Origin of the sequence: Olivibacter sp. CPCC 100613, assembly GCF_036959255.1 — a bacterium.
Taxonomy (GTDB): Bacteria; Bacteroidota; Bacteroidia; order Sphingobacteriales; family Sphingobacteriaceae; genus Olivibacter.
Genome location: NZ_JAWMTI010000002.1, coordinates 286,976 through 312,352, shown reverse-complemented (window position 1 = coordinate 312,352; position 25,377 = coordinate 286,976). Strand labels below are relative to the sequence as shown.

The window sequence follows — 25,377 nt, the reverse complement described above, 5'->3', positions numbered from 1 at the left end:
GAGAAGTATATGGCAATGAACAAGGATTTTAACAAGAGAACGGCTATCGTTACAGGAGCCGGGCAAGGTATTGGTTATGAAATTTGTAAACAACTGGTAGGGGCAGGGGCTACCGTATTATTAAACGATATCGACGAAAATTTAGCTCTTTCCGCAGCTGCTCGTATTACTGAAACCGGTGGCAAATGTATCGCCTGTCCGGGGGATGCCAGCGATCCTAAGGTTATTCAATGGATGATAGGGCAGGCAGTAGCTGAGAATGGCTTATTGGATATGGTGATCGCCAATGCAGGTATTACCTCATTTGGCGATTTCTTTACCTACACCGTCACTGATTTATCGAAGGTATTACAGGTGAATTTAGTCGGTACTTTTCTTTTGACACAGGCAGCGGCCAATCAGATGAAAGGCCAACCCAAGGGGGGATCTATTCTGTTTACCTCTTCGGTAACGGGGCATCAGGCCCATAAAGATTTAGCAGCTTATGGAATGACGAAAGCGGCATTAGAAATGCTTGCTAAAAGTTTGGTGTTGGAACTTTCACCTTTTCGGATCAATATTAATACGGTTGTGCCCGGAGCAACACTAACGGAACGTACAGCCAATGATCCTGATTATGAACGGCAATGGTCGGAAATTACGCCTATGGGCCGCCCGGCTCATCCTCGCGATATTGCTGATGCTGCTTTGTTTCTTGTATCGGATAAAGCCAGACACATTACCGGTCAAAGCCTGATCGTTGATGGGGGGTGGACCGCTACAAGCCCTTCTCCTGCATAAAAAGAGGTATATGTTTTTGTCATTGATCGTGCTTTGTTGATCAAAAGTTCTATTTTTGTTATTAGAACCAATAAGGAATTACCTATAGCTTAAGATCGCAAGCTTATCTTATATCGAAATTTAATGGCTATCGGTAATGCCCATACCTTATTTTCAATTCGTGTAGAAGCGAATGAGGTTCAACGGTTGAACCCTGATTAAAAGGTTTTTGTAGCTAATAATGAATTTGAAATGAGATTGTTAAAGACGGAGTTAACTCCTTTGATACAGGATTTGACAAAAATTGATTTAAGGGATCAACGCTTTCTATGTTCGCCTTTCCATGCTCAGCCTTCTTTCCATTCGCATCCCGAGCTGGAGCTTGTTTTTGTTATTGAGGGATTTGGAACAAGAATTATTGGTGATAAGGTGGAGCGCTTTGAAGCGGGTGACATGGTGTTTATCGGTTCGAACGTTCCACATGTATGGTTAAGTGATCCTGCTTTTTATGAAAAGGACTCAACGTTAAAATCGAAGGTGATCGTAACCTACTTTAATCCGAAAGTTTTCGAGCAGCTCAGTGATTTCTTTAGGGAGTTTCGATCCATTGGTGATCTGATTCGACAATCATCCAAAGGCATCAAGATTTTTGGAGAAACGAGAAAAATAATCGCCGATAAATTGCTGGAATTGGCTGCGGTAGAGGGCTTTAAAAAAATAACAGGTCTTTTGGAAATTATGGATTTAATAGCTTCTTCGAGCGAAATAAGTTTCATTACGGAAGAAGCTATTGAATCAAATAAGGAAGCATACCGTTCGGATCGCTTGATACCGGTTGTTAATTTTATTAAAAGGAACTTTGACAGACCGATAACGCTCAAACAGATCGCAGATATCGCTTGTATGACGGAACAAAGCTTTTGCAGGTTCTTCAGAAAACGGATGGGAAGAAACTTTTCTCAGTACCTAACGGAAGTAAGGCTAATACATGCAAAAGAACTATTGATTCAGAACGATAAAACGGTTAATGATATTTCTTATTTATGCGGTTTTAAATCGAGCTCTCATTTTTGTGCCGTGTTCAGAGAACAGGTGGGTAAAACTCCCAGTCAATATAAATCCTTTCCAGGGAAGTGAATGATAGATTTTACATCTCCAATTAGTTCCGTTCATGATAAACCCCTACTTCTGAGAGTATAGCACGCCCATTCTTTGGTTGGATATGCAAGCGAAGCTTTTGCCCGATAACGGTGTTAAAGCGACAGATCTTTATACGTCCTTGATTCTTTATTTCTCCTTCAACAGCTAACCATTTACCATCGTGATAATACGCGATGGTGTAATCGGCAGGTGCATCCTTTCCTTCTGTGATCACGATCGTGTTAAAATAGGCGGAGCGATCAAAGTCTAGCTCATACCATGGATTACCGGTAGCGGCCGTGTTGGCTATCCAGGAAGTTCCAAAATTGTCATCATTTGCAAAATCCATAATATTCATATCGTCGCTCCAGCTGGAATTACTGTAGACATTTTTTGCGATATTATGGGTTATGATCGGTTGGTAATAAGCAGGAAGTTCTTTATAACCGGGGCCCTTGGCATACAGGGTGCCAATTTCTTTAAGCGCGGCGATTGCATTGGGATCCATCAGCCCGTCTGCATTCGGCGCTACATTGAGCATGAAATTACAATAGGCATTATTGTAAGGGATGATGAACTCATTCACCAATTTATGTACATCTTTAACCGGTGTTTCGGGGAAGGATTTTTTCCAAAACCAGTTCTGTTGAAGCGGTAAGCAGGCCATTGCAGGAAGTTTGTTGTTTTCCTTAGAAATGAACTGCCCTGCGCCTTGCTCATACGATTTAATGTCAGAATAAAATAAGGCATCCCCAGGGTATTTTGCCGAATTCAGGTCCATTACCAAACAGTTTGGTTGCAAGGATTTAATGTGATAATAGATGTCGTCAAATGGAACCTCATCATAGGAAATTCGCGACCAAGGGGCATCCCAACCATCGATAACGAGTGCGCTGATTTCTCCATAATTGCTCAAAAGCTCGGTCAGTTGATCTTTGATCATCTGTATATGTTTGCGGGTAATACTATGTGGCCTGATTTCTTGGTGGGTATCGAGTATGGAATAATATAACATAACCTTTAATCCCTTTTTGCGAAAAGCGTCGGTAAATTCCTTGACAACGTCGCGGCCAAGAGGGGTATTCATAACGTTGTACGTCGTGGTATGGGTATCCCAAATAGGAAATCCACTGTGATGCTTTGTTGTTAAACAGCCATAGGTCATATGCGCAGATTTTGCAGCTTCGGCCCACTGGTCTGCGTCGAGTTTGGGGGAATTAAACAAGCTTAAAGGTGCGTTCGGATCGGACCAATCCTGATCCATGAAGGTGGGCATACCATAGTGTATAAACATCCCGAAACCAAGATTGACAAAGTCGAGTTGGCTTTTACGTAAATTTTGCTGATCTACCTGTGCATTGATGTGTTGGTAGGGTAGGGCATATAAACTGATGAACAAAATCAAGTGAAGAAGTGTCCTTTTCATAATTTTCTTTTGTGTTGCTTAGGTTAGCAAAAGTAAGTTTTTCTACGTCGAATATATTTAATAAAAGCTTAATAAAGTTTAATACATCGGCGTTTCTCTAAAAATAATTTAGTTACAGCTTATGGTTCTGCGTGTAACTAAGGTACTCGCACGTTTGTCGGTTTGATGATTTAGTAGGCCAACAAAAAAGCTGTTCAAAAATTGAACAGCTTGCAAATGTTTAATCATCCCAATAATCATCATCGTAATCATCATAGAAATCTTCGGGATGCCTGCTTATCGGTATATCCTTTACGACCATAATATTGGCCCGACCAAGGTCGACATTGATCATGAACGATGGTACTTCAGCAGAAAAACGCCAATTTGCGCCATTTAAATAAACATATCCACCACGATAAGGGTCATAAAATGTACGGTAATCGCGGAAATATACATGGCGACTTGCGTCATAATGATGTGCGAGTGCCCAACTAGGGAGCCCATGCTTGCGTCGTTCCTTTAGGTATTCCTTGCGACGTTTTGATGATTCGCGATAATAATCTTTTTCTCTCTTTCTTTGTTCACGTGCGTATTCTGCCCTCTTTTTGTCACGTTCACGATAGTATTTATCACGTTTTTTATCGGCTTCCTTCCGTCGCTCCCAATATTTATCGTTCTTTTCGTAACGTTGTGCATGTACCTGCGTCTGCCCCGCGATTATCATCGCGAAGACGGCGACTGTCAATAATATTGCTCTTTTCATGTTTCCTCCAATTACTAAAAGCGTTATAGCCGGTTTCGCTAGCTTAAGGACGCTTTTAGTTTTGACACGATCCTGTAGAAAAGGTTTATTTTGCGAGCTTCCTGTAGTCAGGAATGATGAAAATCACAGCGATAACTGGTATTCAGTGTGGCCTTTTGTGTACGTTTCGTGTTTTTTTTGCTATGCTGGGTGTGCCTCTTCCGATTCATAAAATCGCCTATTTGATATATTATTTTTTTTTAAATCAAGCTCCATTTGAATGTTGCACCGTCGGTAGGGGGTAGGATGCCCTGATATTTTTTGAAAGCCTAGTTTATAATACAAGTTGATGGCAGGCTTGAGTATGGTATTGCTCTCCAGGTAAATTTTGGATGCACCTAATGCCACCGCTGTGCCGATAATGGCTTGTCCTAATAACCAACCGATGTTCTTGCCTTGCGCTTTGGGAGATACAGCCATTTTGGCCATCTCAAAATCATAATGAGGATCTTCCATTTTTATCAAAGCGCAAACCCCCAGGGGTTCATCTTTATAAAGTGCGATTAATATTTTTCCGCCTTTGTTCAAAATATAGGCTTCAGGATTATCTAAAGCCTTGTGATCCGCCTCTTCCATTTCAAAGTAAGTGGATATCCATTCCTCGTTGAGGGCTTTAAATGCCGATTGATATTTCGGATGATATTCGACGATTTTTACATCCTTACTTTCGCGCAGTTTCTTTTGTTCCTGTACCCTTTTTGATAAGGATTTTTGATCCAATAAAAACTCCCATTCAGCGAGTGCCTCCCAGAGATTATGGTTGGCCTCTGCTATGATGCCATCAATAGCTGCATCGATATCAGCACCTTGTACCTTGATGATGCGATATGCAAGTTCTTCTCCTTTTGTAGTCAACCTGGCCACATTCCGACGTTTGTCTTTCGATTTAAGATTATCTTTTACCAGTCCCGCTTTCGTCATTTCCTTCATGATTTTGGTAACGGATGGCTGGGAATGCCCAATCTGTTCTGCAATTTCGGTAATGGTTTTTTCTCCGTCTTCAGATAATACAAAGAACACCGGAAACCATTTTGGAGAAAAGTCTACTTTATAAAGCTCGTATATTTTTGCAGCGTCATCCGTTACTTTAGCCGTTAATAGGCGTAACCTGCTGCCTATTGCCATTTTACCTGTTTTGTTGAAAAAATCCATCACTCAACTTTTTGAATTAGTTTTACTAAGAAAAGTTAACTATATACCTAAATACATAACTAGTTATGCAAATTTAATTACTCGTTTGTATACGTGCAATTTTTTTTAAAAATTTTACGGAATGTTCGGCTTGTTTTTGATTTTGCGAAAACCCCGGTTTCAAGATCTCGCTCAAAACCGGGGTTTAATTTGTCAAAAATGATTTTTAATATCTTTTTTGAACGCGTTGAAGTAATTCGTGCGGATAGGCCAGCTCGATCTTACTGGCATCATCCAACTTCCTGAGATGATCATCCGACAGATTTACATGAATCGATTCTAAACTAGAAAGAAGCTGTTCCATTGTTCTGGCACCGATGATAGGGAATACATTTTTGCTTAAGACCCAACTAAGTGCCACTTGCGATGGGTTTGCATCCTTTTCTGCTGCGATTGTTTCAAGCATATCAAGGATGTTATCTGCCTGACGGCTATCTTCATTTTCTGCAATGGATGTGCTGAGACGTCCGAGTGAACCCGTGCGATATTTGCCGGTCAATAAGCCACCTGCAAGGGGTGAGTAAGACATAACACCCAAGCCAATATGTTCGGCCATCGGAGCAAGCTCACGCTCTGCGGCTCTTTGCGTTAGATTATATTCATACTGAACTGCGGTCAATTGAATCTCTTTGGCGATAATGGCGACTTTCCAAGCAGGAAAATTGGCCAAACCTGCATAGAGGATTTTCCCTGACTGAATCAGGTCTTCCAAACCACGGGCGATTTCCGAAAGCGGTGTCATACCATCATCGTAGTGCGGCATGTAAATGTCAATGAAATCGGTTCCAAGGCGCTTGAGACTGGCTTCAACCGCCTGACGCATTGATTTACGATGATTTCCGGAATTGGCCGCCGAAGGTTCTTTTAGGGATGACCTGGTGTATTTCGTACAGATGATGAAATCGTGGCGGTTTTGGCGAATGAAGTTTCCAACAATCTCTTCCGCTTCGCCCTGCTGATACAAATCAGCTACGTCGATGAAGTTGCCTCCTGCATTGGCATAGGCTGAAAGCATAGCCGTCGCGTCTGCCTGCGTTGATCCATAGCCTGAACGATTTCCAAACATGGCACCCCCCATAATCAGTTGACTAACGGGTAGTCCGCTTTGTGTTCCAAATAGTTGATATTTCATCTTTTTGCTTTTTATCAAAAGTTTAACGACTCAAAGTAAGTCAGGGATAAGATTGAAATCAAGTACGGCTAAATTTAGCCGTATTGGGTTTGACGCAGAGATGACCTATATTTGTCGTATGTACGAACGTAAACTTCCAGTTCGATTGGAATGCGGGCTTCATTTGTTTATGGAGGTCATGAGTGGCAAATGGAAGATTAATCTGATATGGTGTATATACGGGGGAATTAATCGACCGGGGGCATTGCACCGCACCTTATCGGGTGCTTCGCGCCGACTTCTGGACCAACAACTCGCGCAACTGGTGTCGCATGGAATTCTCGTTAAGACAGTATTTGAGGAGAAACCTTTTAAAGTGGAATATGCGCTGACACCGCTTGGACAAACGTTGATTCCGGTAATTGAGCATACGGCCCGGTGGGGAGAAGCGAATCGGAATGAACTGGAAACCCTGATTCGGAATTCTTAAGAGGACAGTATACGAACCATAACCTTTCTTTACTTTAAACTAGATTCAGATGTAAAGCTTAAATTTGAGTTTTATAAATCAGGAGATGAATATTTCGGAAAGTTATTGTGGGCTTCAACGATGTTTGAAGCAGATGGCAAAACACCGAAAAAGGATTCGAAGAATCCGGATAAGCAAGCATGTTCCGGTATTTGGAATAGCGGTCATTCTAATCGGTTTTTTATTATTGTTTCCAAAAACTTTTTTCCTTGGAAATTTACTGAATGCCCTGTCGATCGTCCTCATTATGGCATTGGCCTTAAATGCGGGAAATGTAAGGATCGCATTGATTGAAATCCCTTTTTTGATTATGCCTTTGGTCATGATCTGGTTGAAGTATCCATTTAAGAACTGAAAAAACAAACTTTTTATGGCAAAGGCAACACCTTATCGAATAAAATCCATTACAGAAGGGCATCGGTTGGCCGGGCTTGAAAAGCCACAGCATCCACCGACTTGTCGGTAAGTGAAATCGCTTATGCCTTCGGCTTTGAACATGCACAGTCATTCAGTAAATTATTTAAAGCAAAGACCCAGCAGAGCCCCTTGGAGTTTCGACAGTCTTTCAACTAATATCGCGGAATACTTTAAAGATACCGTTCCGAGGCGTTGATTTTCACATCATTGATACTGGCGTAGCGTTTTTGCATCAAGCCATTTTCATCAAATTCCCACATTTCATTTCCATAACTTCGGTACCATTGTTCCGTTGCATCATGCCATTCATATTCAAAACGTACAGCAATACGATTTTCGTGAAAGCTCCAGAGTTCTTTTTTAAGCTTATAATCCAATTCGCGTTCCCACTTTTGGGTAAGAAACGCTTTTACTTCTTCTCGACCGTTAATGAATGTGGATCGATTGCGCCATATCGTATCGATGGTGTAGGCCAGGCTCACTTTTTCGGGGTTTCGACTATTCCAGGCGTCTTCTGCTAACTGCACTTTTTGACGTGCAGTTTCATAGCTAAAGGGAGGTAATGGGTGTTTTGGTTCCATAGAGATTCAATTCATTGTACCTATTTTAAGTTGATTATCGGGGTACGCTATCCATGAAGGCTAAAATAGCTGCACCGATCTCATCGACATGCGTTTCCAGTGCAAAGTGCCCTGTGTCATAGAATTTCACCAACGCATCGGGTATATCCCTCTTATAGGCTTCAGCACCGGCTGGCAGAAAGAAGGGATCCTTGTTTCCCCAAACAGCTAAAAGCTTGGGTTGATAGGTTCTGAAATATTCCTGAAATTGTGGATATAAGGCAATGTTGTTCTTGTAATCCCTTAAAAGATCGAGCTGTATTTCATCGGATCCCCGACGATCGAGAAAATACTGGTCGAGGGTGTAGGATTCCGGCGCAACCAAGCTGGTATCGGTTACGCCGCTCAGATACTGGAATTTGGTTCCTTCTAATGTGACAAATCCCCTCAATGCATCGCGGTTCGCTTGGGTGTCGTCTTTCCAATATTTTTGAATTGGACTCCAATCGGGACCTAAACCTTCTGTATAGGCATTGCCATTTTGTGATATGATACCGGTAATTTTTTCAGGATTGGAAAGGGCTAAACGGTAACCGGTAGGCGCACCATAATCAAATACGTATAGCGCAAATCTTTGGAGGTTTAAGGCATTGATGAAGGATTGCATCGTTTTTGCCAAATTGTTGAAAGTATAGGTGAATTCAATGCGATCAGGTGCATCGGAATAACCAAAGCCCGGAAGGTCCGGAGCGATCACATGATAACGGGTAGCAAGAATCGGGATCAAGTGCCGAAACATATGTGAAGAGGTGGGATAACCATGCAACAGTAATAAAATTGGTGCTTCCATTGGGCCTGCCTCGCGGTAAAAAATATGAAGGCCCTGGACGTTCAGGTTCCTATGATGAATCAGATTTGTTTTCATATGCTATCGTTTTGTCTATCCAAAATTATTTCAGATATTTGATTATTAAAAACGATTTATAACGATTTTATAAATCATTATTTGTGATACATGAACAGTAATGATCTGAAGATATTTGAAGCAGTGGCATCACACAGCAGCTTTACACGGGCGGCGGAAGTTATGTTTACGGTCCAGTCGAATGTAACTGCACGAATTCGCAGCTTGGAAGAAGAATTTGGGGCGCCACTTTTTGAACGCAATGCGAAGCGGGTATCCCTGACACCTGCGGGCGAGGTGTTGATGCACTATGCTAAGCAGATTTCACAGCTATTGGAGGAAGCAAAAAGAGAAATCAAAAACATGGACGTGCTGACCGGATCGCTAAAAATAGGCTGTATCGAAACAACCATGGCACTTCGCGTACCCAAGATTCTTCGTGATTTCGGTGCGGCTTATCCCCATGTGGAATTGGAATTTAAATCGGCCATGCGACCGGAATTGATTCAGGATGTGTTGGACTATAAGCTGGATGCAGCTTTTGTTACAGGCCCTATTAGCATTTCGGGTCTACAACAGGAACCTATTCATGAGGAGCAATTGGTTATCCTGGCGAGGGGAGAGGCAACTTCCTTGTCGTCCGAATTGAGTCGGCAGTTAGCTCCTAAAATCATTGTATTTGATCAGGGATGTGTATTCCGGGAGCGGCTTGAATCGTTGTTAAGTGCAAAGGGGATTGTGCAGTATAAGCCTATTGTTGTGAATTCCATTGAGGGCATTATCAATTTTGTGGAGGCAGGTCTCGGAATCAGCCTCCTGCCGGCGCAAATAATTAGCGCTTATTACGCTTCTAGAAATATTAAAACCTTCACCCTGAGCAAGTCGCTCGGAACGATGATAACGGTTCTTATTGCACGAAATAACCGACGGCCGTCGAAGTTGATGCAAGTCTTTATTGATATGTATAAAGATAAGTCGTTCGAGCGGCTCGGGCCAACCCTGTGAATAGTATCAGGAAAGGATGAACTTTCTGCTCATCATTCGTCATCGCGAAAAAGATCGACAAAAAATTTCGACAGCTTTTTCCAAGGCGTCTTCATGCTGCGAAGCAAAACCAAAACGAAACGCGTTATAACTAACGTTTGTCTCTGGCGTATAGGTGCTTCCGGCGATTCCAAGTCCCAGCGACAGCGATTTTTTTATAATCTTTTGCAAGGGGAAGTCTTTGGGAAATTGCAGCCACAAGGCCATCCCCCCATTCGGTCTTTTGAAATCCACGACATCCCCCAATTTGGTGTGAACAAGATCAGCCAAAAAGTGACACCGTTCCCGGTATAATTTATTTGCTTTTTGTATCAATCTTGTCAGCTCGCCGTTTCTAATAAGACCCGCAACTACGTGCTCCATAAATACATCACCTCTTAAGTCTATGAGAATCCGCCATTCAGCCGCCGCTTTGATAAAATTTTCAGCAGCAACCATATAACCCAATCTAAAGGGCGTTCCGAGTACTTTGGTCAATGATCCAATGTAAATGATATTTCCATCATGATCACCGCTTGCTAAGGGTAAGTAGGGATCATATTGAAATTGAAAATCGTAATCGTAATCATCTTCAATGACGGCTAAGCGATAGTCTCTTATCAAGCGGAGCAAATGATTTCGGCGCTCGGTGCTCATGGTGACGGTGGTGGGATGATGGTGATGAGGAATAACATATAGCAATTTAATGACGTGCTTGCTGAGTATGTCTTCCACGATATCTGTACACATACCGTGTTCATCAACGGGCACGGCAATTAGCTCTACGCCTAACTGTTCGAAAGCTTTTGTTGCGAAGAAGTAACAGGGATCACTGACAACGACTTTATCGCCCGGCTGAACAATAAGGGAGGCTGCCAGGTAAATGGCCATCTGCGCTCCCCGGGTGGTAAGTAGATTCGCTGTCTGAATATCGAGCCCTCTTGTCTGGTTCAGAAATTCACATAATGCGATTCTGAAATCGGGTGTACCCTCTGGATCCCAGCCGGAATTGAGTTTTTTCAGATCAGTTTTATGTAGCACACGTCTATACTCATTGAGCATAGCTTCTTTTGGAAGCAATTCTATATCAGGAAAACCATCATCTATAATAAGATTGGCATTTCTTATGGATGATGGGGGATAGGTAAAATTTTCCAGGGTTTTAAACATAAAACCGGGTGCTGATTGATAGGATGCCAAGCGATTGGCGTGATAAGATCTGGGCCTTACTTCCGGTAATCTTGGTGACACGATATAGCCCTTGCGTGGTAAACTTTCAATCCAGTCTTCAGCGACCAGCGTATTATAAGCGGCCATGATCGTTTTACGGTGCAAGGCTAAATCGAAAGCAAGCGCACGTGTGCTGGGCAGCTCTGTGCCAGGTAACAGCTTTTCCTCCTGTATAAGACCAATAAACTGAGTGGCGATTTGCCGAAAAACAGCAACTTGACTGTTTTTTTTTATAAGAAGTAAGTTTTTGTAGGGAAGCATGTTAATATCGTCTCAAGTGTTAAGCTTTTTACTTGTTCTCGTTATCATTGGCAGAAAGGGCACCCTTTGCAATTACCGATTTCTTCGACAAGCCAGGCTACACCAAATGCCAGGTCATCGAGATGATCTCGTGTTAAGATACGTAGTTTTTTCAGAAAAGCAACGTCGAAGGGGTGCAATTTGTTATCAAGCGCTTCGTTTAAGCTTGATGTGACTCCATCACCTGTCTCCGGATTTGTTTTCAAAAGGGTTTGATATCGCTCCCGGAGAAGTCTTGGAAACAATAGCTATTGCAGTATGGACGACGTTGAGTTTTTTAAGCAGTGATCAGGTCTTTTCCGCGTATTCGTGATCCATACAAAGCATAATAAAGCATCAATAATTCACATAAGACGGTTAAACTCCAAGTCCAACGCCAGGATCCTAATAGGTCGGCCAGACCACCTTGTATTAAGGTGAATACAGCACCGCCGAAAACGGCGGAGATAAAAACACCGGAAGCCTTGGAAGTGTATTTATTAAGTCCTTTGATCGCTAAGGAGTAAATACAGCTCCACATAGAGGAATGCAATAAGCCAATGGCTACCAGATACCATAAATTTTGGGTAATCATACTAATAATGGCTAAGAGGGCAGCTAACAGTGTGGTGGTTGTAAGTTGCGCTCTTGCCGAGATATGACTGAAAAAACTGGATATCGAACGTCCGACGAGAAAACCACCCCAATAGAGGGTTGATAACAGGGCATGTATGCCCAGGTCAATATTGCCGAATACCATGTCGGTTTTTCCGAAAAAGGTAATGGGGGTTCCGCCACGCATTAATTCGAAGGCATGTAGATTAATATTGGCACCGATGGCTACCTCGGTACCTACATAAAAGAAGATGGCTAGAACACCTAGAGCAAAATGTCGAAATGACCAAATGCTTCTCTCCAATTTTTCGCCGGCAGATGCACGTGTGTTAACGATATCCGGTATATGCAGTTTGTTGGTGACGAAGTATACTAGGACAATGCAGCAGATGATGAGGATGAATGGAAGAATTAATTGTTGTATTTGTATGTTTTCAATGGATATGCCACTGAAAATAATGGCTGTTACAAAGAAAGGGGCGGAAGTGGTTCCGATCGAATTGATGGCGGTGGTAATATTCAAACGCTGTACGGGTTGGGTGCCCGGGAGTTCATAAGAAGCTACATAAGGATTAACGACAACCTGGATGATGGCCGCGGCTGTGCCCATTAAGTAGGATCCTAACAAAAAAATGAAAAACCCGGAGGGAATGCTTGCATCGCCGTGATGTACGCTAATGTCGGGATATCGATGGCCTACCAATGATGACAATAAATAGGTGAAGAGCCCGGAAATCATAAATAATAAACCACGTAGAATGGTCTTTTTATAACCAAAGGAATTTACCCACTTACTGCCAAGTGTGCCGTTAATTAAATAACCTAAAAAGAAAAAGAAAGAGATCAGCGTGGTTAATGTGTTTTTGAGTTTACCGGCATGCTGCAAAAAGGTGAACTGTAAAGGTGCCTGTAATTGCTCATTGACGGTGGTTAAAAAACCAACAAGGAAATAGATAAATGTGATAATAAGGAAGGGGAGTAGGGAGGCCTTTTGTGCGGTGGAAGTCATATATAATGTCAAGTTTAGTGCTCGTAGAAGCGTTAAGAAAGGATAGCGTTCAATGCGGCTGTGATACCTTTTTCTTGTATGTTATTGACCATGCCGGTGAATTTAGAAACAAAAGGTTCTACTGTTTTTAAAGGTACACTTTGAAAGGCTGAAAAACTTAAAAAATCGATGGGGTCGTCACTGGCGATTCGCTTTTCATCGGCACCTCGTAGCCAAGGTTCGGCAATTTCAAAGGTATTTCCTCGCTCGTCCGTTTTATATTTCAGGTAATGCCTATACGCGGCAAATAGGAAGGCTATGCGACTAAGATCTTGTTGGTCTTGTATCATTTTGGCGAGGTTGGGCATGAGGTATACAGGGAATTTAGATATACCATCAAAACATAACCGGCTAACTTGATCGCTTACGGAACGATTGGCAAAGCGCTCAATGAGGGTTTGCTTATACAAGTCCAGGTCGGTATTAGGAGGTGCAGGGACATAAGGCGTTATGTCAATATCCATGAATTGACGGATATATTGGACGATGGCTTTGTCTCGCATGGCTTCGTCTACTTTTCGATAGCCTTTCAAGAAAGCAGGATAGGATAATAAAACGTGTGATGCATTCAAGAGACTCAATTTCATGTTTTCATAGGTGGTAACGTCTTCGGTAAATTCTACGCCCACACGTTCTAAAGCAGGTCGGCCCGCAATAAATTTATCTTCGATAACCCATTGACAAAAATCTTCGCAATAAACAGGGGCCTGATCTTCCAAACCGCTCAATTTGTTGAGTCTTTCCACATCTTCCGGGCTGGTAGCGGGCGTGATGCGATCCACCATGCTGTTCGGAAAGCTAACATGGGTACCTACCCATTGCGCTAAATCCTGATCCTGTGCTTGTATAAAAGAAAGGAAGGCTTCTTTTGCCGTATGGCCATTATGTTGCAAGTTATCGCAGGATAAAATAGTAAGACCGCCATGCTGATTTGTCCGACGTTTGCGTAGTCCTTCGGCTACAAAACCGAATACCGTAGTGGGCCTAGAAGGGTTGGCTAAATCTTGTTTTATTCTTTCGTCATCGAGATTAAATTTATTAGTTTCTTTCACTAAATTATAGCCACCTTCGGTAATAGTAAGTGTAATGATTTTGGTGGAGGCTTCGGCAATTTTTTCAATCACCGCTCCAGGTGCTTCAACACCCCAGATCAATTCACGCAAGGATCCTATTTTGTAGCCTTCGTCTTTGCCATCTCTGCCGAAGATCGTCAGGCTATAGCTTAGTTCCTGGGATCGGAGTCTTTCTACAATCTTTTGATCGGATGGCAAGAGACAGATACCACAAATGCCCCAGTTTTGCTGGTCCTGATCGGCTAATAATTGATTGATATAAAATTGTTGATGGGCCCGGTGGAAGTTGCCAACGCCGATATGGACAATACCGGTCCTAATCGCCTCTCGATCGTACGTGTAGGAAGTGATATTCATTCTAACTATTATTTAACTGGTTTTTGCGTTAATCAAAATGATGACCGAAAAAAGAGGTCATCCGGGATATTATCTTTCGTTAAATAACATTCTTGGGGTTGAAATGTTTTTTAGCCTATTTGATGCAGGTAGCGATGGTACTTAATCGGCAATTGATAACTAATACAACAATTCCTCACATATATAACCCTTGTGCTGCAATAGAAGGATTATCCGTTTTGCATTGTTGCAGGGGGAATCAACACGTAGGATTTTATCGCAATCATCGAGATCAAAATTCCATTTTACACAAGGCCTTATTTCATTCAAATAAGGGCTTAGCTGCTGAATATCCGTTTCATCTTGGACAGAAGTTTTAAATACGAAAATCATCTTCTAAAAATAGTTAGTTATAAACCTTTTTTCCCCTCAAGCCAATAACCATGCGAGACTATTTTGCCCTTACTTCTGGTTTTTAAAACCCTACGGAATGTTTGGACTGACCGGACATTTCCAGTGAGGACAAAGTTAGCTTGCTGCCACTCGGGCAATTGGACGACGGGCAATTCTTCTATCCATTTTTCGTTACGGAATGAGCCATTTTTTTCAAAAACCGTGCAGTTCTTCAGCTGCAGCAGCGACGCCATATCTTTATTCTCTTCCGCAAGTTCTAAATAGAATTGAAACCGGTGGTTATTCCGTTCGAGGCTAGGTAAGAAAGAACAGGCAAGGCCCAAGGAGGTTTCATCACCGAAAATTACATACCTTTCTACTGTTTGGTCGTAATATTTATAGGGCCGAGGTGGATTGATGTTAACTTTATCGCTGATACGTAGTTGGTCCATAAAGCAACTTCCGGGTGCTTCACCGTGGAGGTGAGCGATTAACTCGAGTGTTCCGCCAGCGGTATCTACAGATGAAATCGTATATCTTCTGGAGTCGGTGTCACTGACACGAAAGTCGATAAAACTTCCGATGCCAAAGTTTAACTTCTTAAGGTTTCCCTTAAATTGAATTCTTTTGATCGTATTGGATAGGTATTCGATTCTGCTTACCTCTATTGACGATGATTTGGCGGATAAAAGATGATCGAACACATCAAATACCCATTTTGGAGCGCTTGGCATAAACTTTATTTTTTGAACAAAGGAACCAAGAATGCGCAGTTCAGAAAAGGCTCAAACAAAGTAAGTATTGGATTAATCACGGTTTTTCTTTCGAAAAGACAGAGCGGTCATCCCAACCGTTCTGGTAAATAAACGGGAAAAATAAGCGTAATCGTCATAGCCCAGTTCAAATGCAATTTCTTTTACGGATTTTTGAGAATGGTAAAGCAGCCGTTTCGCCTCTAGTATGAGACGCTGTTGAATATGGTAACTTACGGGTTGCCCCGTAGTTTTTTTAACACATTCATTCAAATAGGAAGTCGATACGCTTAATTTCTTGGCATAATCGCTGGGCCTTTTTATGATTGCAAAATTGCTTTCCAATAGATTTTTAAAGGCTTTGGTGATCCGTTCGAATCGAGTGAGACTTTCTGAGGGGTTGGCATGTGCTAAATATTGTGAGCTGATCAAAGCAGCGAGGGCATTGCAGCTCTCCTTCAATATAACACGATATAAAGGCTCCTGTTTCCTTTGGAAAAATTGAATGCACAGCGATAAGCTTTCGGATATAAGGGAAAAAGTAGCAGCGTCTAGTTTTAAAGGTTTTACGGGCGCTATTTCTTGTAGTATATCGAGAATTGCGGGATGTAGGTTGTCTTGATTGATAATCAGCACACGGAAGCTTACTTTTTCAATTCCTATTACACGATGGACCTGGTTAGGTTGTATGTAGATAACCGCAGCACCTGCTACCTGATAGCGTTGAAAATCAATTTCAAACGTGGTCGTTCCTTCTTCCTGAACACAAAATAGATGGTAATCATCGCGATGAGCTTCGTTCGCTTGTCGGTATAATCCCATATCTTCCGATGAGGCCGTTTCCAAGAAAATACCCGTGCCGAACGTGTCGGCCATCGTATTTAGGGGAATCGAATTTGGGCTTTTACGCATGATGGTTCTATTCAGATGATGTTGAAGTAGGCAATTTTTTTTGTATGTGCTATCAGGACGCTAAGATACATAATTGCCTCAATTTGTTACCTGTACTTAAGAAGCCCAACCCTATTTCTAAGATTGTTTTTATGTCTCATTTTCCTTAAGTTTGGCTCGTCAAATTGAAAGCATGGTCAACTCAGAACCGTACGCATCTTTTAAATACCCGGAATTTAATCGTTTTCTTCTTGTGCGTTTTGCCATTGTCTTCGCATGGTCCATGCAATTCGTTGTGATCGAATGGGAAGTTTACAGCATCACTAAATCACCCTTGGCTTTAGGCTATATCGGTCTTTTGGAAGTGATACCAGCCGTTCTTATGGCGTTGTTTGCAGGACATGTAGCCGATCGTAAGGACAACAGAACGCTTTTGATGAATTGCATCGCCGGTTTTTCAGTTATTAGTCTCGGGTTGTTTTTATTGACTTGGCCACGTGTTATTGCGGGTATATCATCTCATACGGTGTTGCTCGGTATCTATGTTTTGGTTTTTCTGGGTGGATTCGTGCGGGCTTTTATAGGACCTACCGTTTTCTCGCTGATGGCCTTCATTTTGCCAAGAAGATTATATCCTAACGGCGCTACCTGGAATAGTACCGCGGGGCAATTGGCCCGTGTTTTGGGGCCGGCTTTGGGGGGCTTTACCATCGGCTTGATCGGTGTGCATTGGTCGATGTGCGTGATATTTGGGTTTTCGCTCTTGGCTTTGGTTACGTTAACGGGAATCAGTAAAAAACCGATTAAGAATAAAGAGACCGACCAATCGGTATGGAGTAGTCTTCGTGAAGGCCTACGTTTTGTATTTCATGAAAAATCGGTTCTAGGAGCGATCACTTTAGATATGGTAGCGGTTCTGTTCGGGGGTGCAGTGGCCATTCTACCGGTGTTTGCACAAGATATCTTAAAGGTAGGATCAGAAGGTTTTGGCATATTACGGGCGGCTCCGGCCGTAGGGACTTCTTTGATCATGATTGTATCGGCTTATTTCCCTTTGTATAAAAAAGCCGGAATGAAATTATTAACGGTTGTCTTTGGCTTTGGCTTAAGCATTTTGGTCTTCGGCCTGTCTACGAATTTTTGGCTATCGGTTGTTGCACTGTTTTTCAGTGGAGTAATGGATGGGGTTTCGATGATTATCAGGGATACAATTTTACAATTACGAACACCCGACGCGATGCGAGGCAGGGTCGCTTCTGTCAATGCGATTTTCGTCGGCTCTTCCAATGAATTCGGGGCTTTTGAAAGTGGACTTACAGCTCGTTTAATGGGAACCGTTGCTTCCGTGGTTTTTGGGGGAACAATGACCTTGCTAACCGTTGTTAGCACTGGTTTAGCTTTACCTGCTTTTAGAAAATTAGATTTGGAGAAGGACCTAAAGAAACAACTGACGGATTGATTTTTCCGGCTACAGAATAGATGGATTTGGCTACGTTCATTTTTATGCAATGATTGAATTTTGTGTAAACAAAATGTATAACAAATGAAGATAGTAGTAACAGGTTCTTTGGGCAATATTGCTAAGCCTTTAACGACGCAATTGGTGCAGCGCGGACATGCTGTAACGCTCATTAGCAGCAATCCGGCTAAAGAGAGAGCGATTCAGCTCTTGGGCGCGGAAGCTGCAATCGGTTCCTTGCATAAGGACGAATTTCTTGAACAGGTATTCCTCGATGCGGATGCAGCTTTCTGTATGATACCGCCTGATTTTTCTCAGCCAGATCAATTGGCCTATTATGAATCAACCGGCAAAGCCTACGACCGTGCGATACGAAATTCCGGGGTGAAAAGAATTATCCATCTCAGTAGTTATGGTGCGCACCTGTCATCAGGGGCAGGGTTGATTACCGGGTCGTACCGAGTGGAGCAAATTTTGAATAAATTACCGAATATTGATTTAACGCATATTCGTCCGGGTTTCTTCTATTACAACTTAATCTCTTTTATTGGGATGATTAAATCGCTTGGTTTTATGGGCGCTGTTTATGGCGGGGAAGATAGGCTAGCATTGGTTTCACCACAAGATATTGCGGATGTGGTGGCAGAAGAATTAACTACCCGAAATACCATAAGTGCTGTTCGTTATGTGGCTAGTGATGATCGTACATGTGATGAAATCGCTCAGATTTTGGGGAACGCGATTGGCATGCCTGATTTGAAATGGTTAACTTTAACCGAAGATCAGGTGATGAGCAATCTGCTGGCGACAGGGATGCGGAAAGAAACAGCTAGCATGCTGGTCGAGTTGGGAATGGCTATTCATGGTGGAAAACTGCGAGAAGATTTTGATAAACACTCACCTTTATTTGGTAAGGTGTCGCTCGAGATCTATGCCGATGAATTTGCACGAATATTTCATGATAAGTAAACAATTGAGATAAGGATATGTCTTTACCGAAGCGTATTAAAACCATCAGTGAATTTCATAAATTACGGAATTTACCCAAGCCTGAACATCCATTGATCAGTATCGTTGATTATCGTCTCATTGAACATGACGCGGGATACGACTGGAATAGCTGGCTATTGGATTTTTATGCTATTTCTTTGAAACGAACAAGTAATGCGAAGATACGATACGGTCAACAGCAATATGATTTTGATGAGGGGGTGCTATTTTTCATGGCACCCAATCAAGTATTTAGCATTGCCCACGACCCGAATGTAAAAGCTCAGCACACGGGATGGCTCCTGCTAATCCACCCGGATTTTCTGTGGAACAGCTCTTTAGCAAAAACAATCAAGAAATACGATTTTTTTGATTATGAAGTAAATGAAGCATTATTTCTTTCGGAAAAGGAGGAACTCCTATTGAATAACATTATCCTAAACATCGCGCAGGAATATCGGACGAACATCGATAAGTTCAGTCAACTCATTATTATTTCCCAAATTGAAACGCTGCTCAATTATGCAGATCGCTTTTATCAAAGGCAATTTATCACTCGACAGGTAAGCAATCATCGGATCCTTGACCGCTTGGAACAGCTGTTAACAGACTATCTTAATGATGGTACTCGATTGCAGGAGGGCTTGCCTACCGTAAAGTATGTTTCCGATAATTTGCATGTATCGCCCAATTACCTCCGCAACCTGCTTCATATGCTTACAGGACAGAGCACCCAACAACATATACACAATAAAGTGATTGAAAAAGCAAAGGAGCTATTATCAACAACAGATCGTTCCGTGAGTGAAATTGCTTATGATTTAGGTTTTGAACATCCGCAGAGTTTCAGTAAACTTTTTAAGAATAAAACGAAGGTAACACCCTTGACTTTCCGGGCTTCCTTTAATGGATTAAGCTGATCGTGATTTACTTGGTGTTTACATCTTGAATACAATACAAGCTGTGGAAGTTTTATTGGTGGAATACCAGAAAGCTTCGATATTTGTATAAGGGGGAACAAGGAATTAAGTGTGACATGAAACGAAGTAAAATTGGATTTTTAATTTTAACAACATATAGATAAAATGGAATACAGATTTTTAGGAGGATCGGGACTTCAGGTACCGGTACTAAGCTTCGGAACAGCCACTTTTGGCGGTGGCAATGATTTCTTCAAAGCCTGGGGCAGCACACAGGTAGACGAAGCGAAACGACTGATTGAGATATGTCTTGATGCGGGGGTGAATTTATTTGATACCGCAGATATTTATTCAGATGGCTTGGCAGAAGAAGTACTGGGAAATGCCCTTAGCGGAAAGTCGCGTGATCAATATTTACTTTCTACTAAAACTACGTTTACTTTTGGCGATGCGCCAAATAACCAAGGTTCTTCTAGATTTCATATCTTAAGGCAGATAGAAGGAAGCTTGAAACGGTTGAAAACCGATTATATTGACATCTATCATATGCACGGCTTCGATGGGGTTACACCGGTAGAAGAAACTTTGAGAACCTTGGACGATTTGGTGCAAAGTGGAAAGGTTCGTTACCTCGCCGCCTCTAATTTTTCAGGATGGCATTTAATGAAATCCTTGGGCATTTCTGAAAAATATGGATGGAATAAATATGTGGCACATCAGGTGTACTACTCGCTGGCAAATCGGGAGTATGAATGGGAGTTAATGCCCTTGGGTTTAGATCAAAAAGTAGGTGCTATTGTTTGGTCTCCCTTAGCTGCGGGTCGTTTAGGTGGTAAATACGGTCGTAACAAGCCGATTCCACCGGATAGTCGTGTAGCGCAAGGAGGGAGCCCGGTACCGGATATGGTTGTGAAAGAAGAAACCTTCTATAATACGATCGATGCGCTACAGGAAATTGCTGAAGAGACCGGAAAAAGCATAGCGCAGGTAGCTTTAAATTGGTTATTGCAGCGACCAACGGTTTCCAGCATTATTGTTGGTGCCAGGAATGAAGAGCAGCTGAAACAAAATCTCGGTGCGATTGGCTGGAACTTGACAGTCGATCAGGTGAAAAAACTCGATGGGGCTAGTACCACAGCGCCGATTTATCCTTATTGGCATCAATGGCAGAATAAAACCTTAAATCCAACACCCGACTTTTATCTGAAATAATTTACTGCTAAAAGCGGTGGTTAAGGACTGTAAATAGGCGGGCTCCCTATTTGGAGTCCGCTTTTGCCGTAATGGGTTTGGTAATGCAAGGAATTGTTAGTTTTAATCCGGTTCATTTCTCGAATCTTTATACGATCTTGTTAATATATTGTTAATCCGATACCGTCAGCACGATTGCCTATCGACCTTATTCTATATTTGTGTCCTATGATGCTTACCATGATGACTAATAAAATTGAAAGAACACTGATTTTTGTGTTTACATACTTGCTTTTCAGTGTCTCTGTAAAGGCACAAAATGTTGAGGACAAAGAAGTGCATGAAATTGTGCAAACACTGACCCATCAATTGGTTGAGGTTTATCCTTTTCCGGAAATATCAACAAAATATCAGCAGGCTCTTTTAAAGCGTGAAAAAGCAGGACACTACAAGGGCCTTTCGGAAGATTCACTGGCAAAGAAGTTGACGGAAGATCTACGCGTTACGCATAAGGACGTACACTTGCGGGTCATGAGAAATGAAGAGACTTATAAGCGGCTGTTGGAACCCTCAGAACGAAGATCGGATGATAGCACCGAATGGAAGCGGATGAAAGTGCAAAATTATGGTTTCAAAAGTGTGCAGATAGATGGTGCCAAATCAACGGCTTACCTGGATATCCCAGGTCCGTTTTGGGGAACGCAGGAATCGTTTGAGATGGCTACTGCAGCAATGAACATGGCTGCTCATAGTCAATATGTGATCCTTGATATCCGTCATAATCCAGGTGGTACAGGTCATATGGGTCGCTTTATCGCTTCTTATTTCTATTCAGCAGGTAATGAGAAATTCTACTTGAACGGATTTCACAAAAACCGTGCGCTAGACGAGCAGGAGTGGACGTATTCCTTTGTGCCCGGTAGAAGAAATCCAAAAGCAAAAGTTTATATCTTGGTGGGCCCTGGAACGGCGTCCGCATCGGAAGGATTGGCTTATGCTATGCAAAAATTAGGTAGAGCTACTATCGTAGGCGATACTACAGCAGGCGCCGGTATTGCCGGATCTTTTGTGCCACTCAAACGGAATCTGATTGCCTTTGTTCCGGTGAAGATGGTGGTTGCTCCCCGTTCGGACGAAGGTTGGGAGGGTACTGGTGTTATTCCTGATGTTCTTTCGGGAGATGAAGATGCATTGGATGTGGCCCGCAAACTTATCGAGAAAGATCGTGAAAAATAAGCGCAATTAGCAGCAAGTTTAATCTACCGACTCTAATTTGCAATGGGACCGAGTAAAATCGGCCCCATTTTACTTCTACCAGCGATTACCACGATGCAATGAAAACGAAACCAATTAAATATTGTTAGTGATAAAGATCATTGGATAAGGTGTCGGAAGTCACCGCAGGTATTTGCCCTTTGCGTAACTTTAATAAAAAAAGCACGCCTATGGAAACGATTTTAATTGCAACGGATTTTTCGAAAGCAGCGAATTATGCAGCGAATTATGCCGCACAGCTGAGTAATCAACTGGATGCCAGGCACCTGATTTTATATCATTCTTATGAACTGCTTTCAACTTCACCGGGTATACCGGGGGATACTGCTTTATCTGATGGTCGATTGCATGAAGGTAGCTTGGATTTGTTAGCGGAATTAAAGCAGCAGTTTATCCATTTGGTTAAACCGCAAGTGAGGATAAGCTTAATTACCAATGGATTGAATTTGGTGCAGGGAATCAATAATTTAGCCGTGGAACATGGGGTCAATATGGTGGTCATAGGCTTGTCGAGTAAAGATAACTGGGAAAAACTCCTAGTTGGCAGCAGTACAGGAACTATATTGAGAAGCTGTCACTTGCCTTTATTGATCGTTCCTTTAGACACACCTTTTGAGACGGTCAAAAAAATAGTGATGGGTTGCGATTTAAATGATGTTGCTTCAACCATGCCAAGTGAAAAAATAAAATATTTAATTGGGAAGCTTCGGGCAAAACTGCTGGTTGTACATGTGGATCACCGCGAAGAGGAACATTTTGATGCAGATATGCTCCGTGAGCAATATGCTTTTTATGATTTATTCGAAGAAATGGATACACGGATCCATTATGCAGATAATAAGGATGTTGCTAAAGGAATCCTTGCTTTTGCAGAAGAACAGCAGGCACAATTAATACTTGTGGTTGCTAAAAAGCATTCTTTGCTGGAACGAATCACCAGGGAGTCTATTTCAAAAAAACTGGCAAAGAAAGCGCAATTGCCCTTGTTAATTGTTCGTTGATTGCCGATCAATATTAATTTCTCTACCGATTTATTGATGAGCAACTGAAACGATAAGCTGTTCATAAAACAATTTCTTTTTCACTTGACTCGACTTTACTAATTTTTTTTATCTTCGAATTATATTTAGCGGTTGCATCGATTGCGATAGATATAAACCTAATCTTCATGAACGGAAAAAAAGATCGTGCCTTGTTGCAACGTTTTATTTCGGGCGATGATTCGGCTTTTGCTGAGTTATATGATACCTGTTGGGAACGACTTTTCCTATATGCTGTTCGTATTTTGAATGACGAAGATGATGCGGAAGATGCTGTACAAGATGCATTTGTTTCTTTTTGGAAATATCGGAAATCAGCAAAAAATATCGAGCATATAGAAAATTATTTATTGGCTATTGTTCGTAATAATGCCGTTCGGATTATTCGACATAACATAGAAGCCCGTAACTATTTAACTTCACTCCAATCGTTTTTTGATGAGTTATCGGCTGCTTCAGACGAGGCTTTTATGGCAAAAGGGCTGGAGCGGTTTTTTGAAGAAGAGATCGAAAAGCTACCGAATAAAATGCGCGAAATTTTTCTGCTCAGTCGCAAAGAACAACTTAGCCATAAGCAAATTGCAGAAAAGTTGGGGATATCCAATGAAACGGTTAAGAAGCAGATTTATAACTCACTCAAAACTTTGCGCGAAAAATTGAGTAACGATCAGTATAGTGCGCTGTTGCTGCTCTTGATTATTAAATTCCATTGTCTCTAAGAGAAAACTTCGCATCTTTTATTTTTTTTCATTTCATCTACCACCTTTTCCATTTTTACTACTCTTAATAAGAAAAGACCTTTATAAATCGTAAATGCCGATGACCGAAGAGGAAATTAAATTATTATTAGAGCGGTATTACAACGGATTATGTACAGATGATGAAAAAAAATGGGTAGAGACTTGGTTGGCCCACGTTGAAAAGCAATCCGATTGGTCATGGAGCAGTCGACTGCACGCAAAACAAGTAAAGCAACGTATCGCAGGTAAAATTGAGAAACGTGTATCCACTAAATTGCTGCGCCGAGCAAAGATCACTTACTATTGGTTGGCTGCGATGGCCGCTAGTTTTTTATTGATCGGAGTGGGTATTGTTTTATGGCCGTATTCAAGGACGGATCAGTTACCCACAGATCATGTGATTGCATTACCCGAACAGGTAGACGCTGCTAGGCTTACCATGTATGACGGGACTGTTATTGATTTGACAACTCTGGAAGACGGTATTGCAAATCGTGCAGGTTCGGCTACCATAAAAAAAGGCAAAGACAATAGCCTGGTTTATACTCTCCAGGATCGGAGAGCCACGGAAGCTCTGGGGGAAAAATGGAATACACTCCTTATACCGGCAGGCACCACTTATCAGCTCGTTTTACCCGATGGAAGCAAGGTGTGGTTGAACGCCTGTTCTGAGCTATCGTTCTCTTCCGTTTTTGGAAAGGGGGGGCGTCAGGTTCGACTAAAAGGGGAAGCCTATTTTGAAGTGGCACCGCAAGCTCAATATCCCTTTACAGTGGAAGCGAATGGAAGCCTGGTATCGGTGATGGGCACGGCCTTCAATGTGTCGGCTTATCCAGATGAAAAGGAAGTACTGACAACATTAGCGGAGGGTGCGGTTGCTGTATCATTGCACGATCGTAGCTTGGTGTTGCAACCGGGAGAACAGGCGAGCGCTCATCTTGATAAGGGCCGGCTTGCGAAATCGCAGGTAGACCCGGAAGTTTTCTTGGCTTGGAAGAACGATTATTTTGTTTTCGACGATCTGGATGTCAAAGCGATTATGCATCAGATTTCGCGCTGGTACAATATCGAGGTGGTGTTTCAGGGGCCAATTCCTGTCAAAAAAATCGGAGGTACCTTTTCGCGTACAAAACCTCTTGAAGAATTGCTGAACTACTTAGAACGATTAGGAAACCTGCATTTTACACTCGAAAAAGGTTCTTATTTTAAAAAAGAAAGGAGGATTATCGTTATGCCTTGAGTTTTCGCTAACCGGGGTTATATAAAAACCGGAAATGTTCGCTGCACTTCCGGTTATATTA

24 protein-coding genes and 1 pseudogene are annotated in these 25,377 nt (G+C 42.1%); 14 read left to right on the top strand and 11 right to left on the bottom strand.

Features of this window, described 5'->3' with window-relative positions; all coding sequences use genetic code 11:
• Positions 1-9: 9 nt before the first annotated feature.
• Positions 10-780, top strand: a complete 771-nt coding sequence (locus RYH73_RS07695) for an SDR family NAD(P)-dependent oxidoreductase (RefSeq protein WP_335312839.1) — start codon at positions 10-12, stop codon at positions 778-780.
• 231 nt (positions 781-1,011) lie between these two features.
• Positions 1,012-1,896, top strand: coding sequence for an AraC family transcriptional regulator (locus RYH73_RS07690; protein ID WP_335312838.1), 885 nt, complete (start codon positions 1,012-1,014; stop codon positions 1,894-1,896).
• A gap of 22 nt (positions 1,897-1,918) precedes the next feature.
• On the opposite strand, the gene RYH73_RS07685 is transcribed toward RYH73_RS07690, so the two are convergent.
• From RYH73_RS07685 to RYH73_RS07670, 4 genes are all read right to left on the bottom strand, one after another.
• A complete protein-coding gene (locus RYH73_RS07685) occupies positions 1,919-3,325 on the bottom strand; it encodes an alpha-L-fucosidase (protein WP_335312837.1) in 1,407 nt (468 codons plus the stop codon).
• Positions 3,326-3,545: 220 nt separating this feature from the next.
• Complete coding sequence (locus tag RYH73_RS07680; protein WP_335312836.1) at positions 3,546-4,070, bottom strand: hypothetical protein; 525 nt, start codon at positions 4,068-4,070, stop codon at positions 3,546-3,548.
• 180 nt (positions 4,071-4,250) lie between these two features.
• Positions 4,251-5,261, bottom strand: a complete 1,011-nt coding sequence (locus tag RYH73_RS07675) for a bifunctional helix-turn-helix transcriptional regulator/GNAT family N-acetyltransferase (RefSeq protein WP_335312835.1) — start codon at positions 5,259-5,261, stop codon at positions 4,251-4,253.
• A 205-nt stretch (positions 5,262-5,466) separates the two neighbouring features.
• Complete coding sequence (locus tag RYH73_RS07670; RefSeq protein WP_335312834.1) at positions 5,467-6,432, bottom strand: aldo/keto reductase; 966 nt, start codon at positions 6,430-6,432, stop codon at positions 5,467-5,469.
• A gap of 52 nt (positions 6,433-6,484) precedes the next feature.
• On the opposite strand from RYH73_RS07670, the gene RYH73_RS07665 reads away from it, so the two are divergent.
• From RYH73_RS07665 to RYH73_RS07655, 3 genes and pseudogenes are all read left to right on the top strand, one after another.
• A complete protein-coding gene (locus tag RYH73_RS07665) occupies positions 6,485-6,901 on the top strand; it encodes a winged helix-turn-helix transcriptional regulator (protein ID WP_335312833.1) in 417 nt (138 codons plus the stop codon).
• A 133-nt stretch (positions 6,902-7,034) separates the two neighbouring features.
• Positions 7,035-7,295, top strand: a complete 261-nt coding sequence (locus RYH73_RS07660) for a hypothetical protein (RefSeq protein ID WP_335312832.1) — start codon at positions 7,035-7,037, stop codon at positions 7,293-7,295.
• Positions 7,296-7,384: 89 nt separating this feature from the next.
• Positions 7,385-7,513: pseudogene (locus RYH73_RS07655) on the top strand (AraC family transcriptional regulator); the annotation flags it as partial.
• A 14-nt stretch (positions 7,514-7,527) separates the two neighbouring features.
• Here the strand turns inward: RYH73_RS07655 and RYH73_RS07650 are convergent.
• Together RYH73_RS07650 and RYH73_RS07645 are read right to left on the bottom strand one after the other, a co-directional pair.
• Positions 7,528-7,938 carry a nuclear transport factor 2 family protein gene (locus RYH73_RS07650; RefSeq protein WP_335312831.1) on the bottom strand — a complete coding sequence of 137 codons (411 nt, stop codon included), beginning with the start codon at positions 7,936-7,938 and terminating at the stop codon, positions 7,528-7,530.
• A gap of 34 nt (positions 7,939-7,972) precedes the next feature.
• Positions 7,973-8,842, bottom strand: a complete 870-nt coding sequence (locus RYH73_RS07645) for an alpha/beta fold hydrolase (RefSeq protein ID WP_335312830.1) — start codon at positions 8,840-8,842, stop codon at positions 7,973-7,975.
• A 90-nt stretch (positions 8,843-8,932) separates the two neighbouring features.
• Between RYH73_RS07645 and RYH73_RS07640 the strand changes: the two genes are divergently transcribed.
• A complete protein-coding gene (locus RYH73_RS07640; protein ID WP_335312829.1) occupies positions 8,933-9,826 on the top strand; it encodes a LysR family transcriptional regulator in 894 nt (297 codons plus the stop codon).
• A 39-nt stretch (positions 9,827-9,865) separates the two neighbouring features.
• On the opposite strand, the gene RYH73_RS07635 is transcribed toward RYH73_RS07640, so the two are convergent.
• From RYH73_RS07635 to RYH73_RS07615, 5 genes are all read right to left on the bottom strand, one after another.
• Positions 9,866-11,335 carry an aminotransferase-like domain-containing protein gene (locus RYH73_RS07635; RefSeq protein WP_335312828.1) on the bottom strand — a complete coding sequence of 490 codons (1,470 nt, stop codon included), beginning with the start codon at positions 11,333-11,335 and terminating at the stop codon, positions 9,866-9,868.
• A 316-nt stretch (positions 11,336-11,651) separates the two neighbouring features.
• Positions 11,652-12,977, bottom strand: coding sequence for an MFS transporter (locus RYH73_RS07630; protein ID WP_335312827.1), 1,326 nt, complete (start codon positions 12,975-12,977; stop codon positions 11,652-11,654).
• A 32-nt stretch (positions 12,978-13,009) separates the two neighbouring features.
• Positions 13,010-14,446 (bottom strand): mannitol dehydrogenase family protein, encoded by a 1,437-nt coding sequence (locus tag RYH73_RS07625; RefSeq protein WP_335312826.1) that lies wholly within the window; start codon positions 14,444-14,446, stop codon positions 13,010-13,012.
• A gap of 389 nt (positions 14,447-14,835) precedes the next feature.
• Positions 14,836-15,552 (bottom strand): siderophore-interacting protein, encoded by a 717-nt coding sequence (locus RYH73_RS07620; protein WP_335312825.1) that lies wholly within the window; start codon positions 15,550-15,552, stop codon positions 14,836-14,838.
• A gap of 72 nt (positions 15,553-15,624) precedes the next feature.
• Positions 15,625-16,482: a helix-turn-helix domain-containing protein gene (locus RYH73_RS07615; protein WP_335312824.1), complete on the bottom strand. Its 858-nt coding sequence runs from the start codon at positions 16,480-16,482 to the stop codon at positions 15,625-15,627.
• Positions 16,483-16,654: 172 nt separating this feature from the next.
• Here RYH73_RS07615 and RYH73_RS07610 point away from each other — a divergent pair, with 172 nt between their 5' ends.
• The 8 genes from RYH73_RS07610 to RYH73_RS07575 all read left to right on the top strand — a co-directional run bounded on the left by RYH73_RS07610 (position 16,655) and on the right by RYH73_RS07575 (position 25,316).
• The gene (locus RYH73_RS07610; protein ID WP_335312823.1) at positions 16,655-17,920 is read left to right on the top strand and encodes an MFS transporter; all 1,266 of its coding nucleotides are present in this window, start codon (positions 16,655-16,657) and stop codon (positions 17,918-17,920) included.
• Positions 17,921-18,004: 84 nt separating this feature from the next.
• Complete coding sequence (locus tag RYH73_RS07605; RefSeq protein WP_335312822.1) at positions 18,005-18,889, top strand: NmrA family NAD(P)-binding protein; 885 nt, start codon at positions 18,005-18,007, stop codon at positions 18,887-18,889.
• A gap of 17 nt (positions 18,890-18,906) precedes the next feature.
• Entirely contained in the window at positions 18,907-19,830 is a 924-nt protein-coding gene (locus RYH73_RS07600; RefSeq protein WP_335312821.1) for a helix-turn-helix domain-containing protein, read from the top strand.
• A 165-nt stretch (positions 19,831-19,995) separates the two neighbouring features.
• Positions 19,996-21,042 carry an aldo/keto reductase gene (locus RYH73_RS07595; protein ID WP_335312820.1) on the top strand — a complete coding sequence of 349 codons (1,047 nt, stop codon included), beginning with the start codon at positions 19,996-19,998 and terminating at the stop codon, positions 21,040-21,042.
• Between the two features lie 219 nt (positions 21,043-21,261).
• Positions 21,262-22,257, top strand: coding sequence for a S41 family peptidase (locus RYH73_RS07590; protein ID WP_335312819.1), 996 nt, complete (start codon positions 21,262-21,264; stop codon positions 22,255-22,257).
• A gap of 209 nt (positions 22,258-22,466) precedes the next feature.
• The gene (locus RYH73_RS07585) at positions 22,467-23,297 is read left to right on the top strand and encodes a universal stress protein (protein ID WP_335312818.1); all 831 of its coding nucleotides are present in this window, start codon (positions 22,467-22,469) and stop codon (positions 23,295-23,297) included.
• A 167-nt stretch (positions 23,298-23,464) separates the two neighbouring features.
• A complete protein-coding gene (locus tag RYH73_RS07580; RefSeq protein ID WP_335312817.1) occupies positions 23,465-24,055 on the top strand; it encodes an RNA polymerase sigma factor in 591 nt (196 codons plus the stop codon).
• A gap of 100 nt (positions 24,056-24,155) precedes the next feature.
• Positions 24,156-25,316 carry a FecR family protein gene (locus RYH73_RS07575; RefSeq protein ID WP_335312816.1) on the top strand — a complete coding sequence of 387 codons (1,161 nt, stop codon included), beginning with the start codon at positions 24,156-24,158 and terminating at the stop codon, positions 25,314-25,316.
• Positions 25,317-25,377 lie beyond the last annotated feature (61 nt).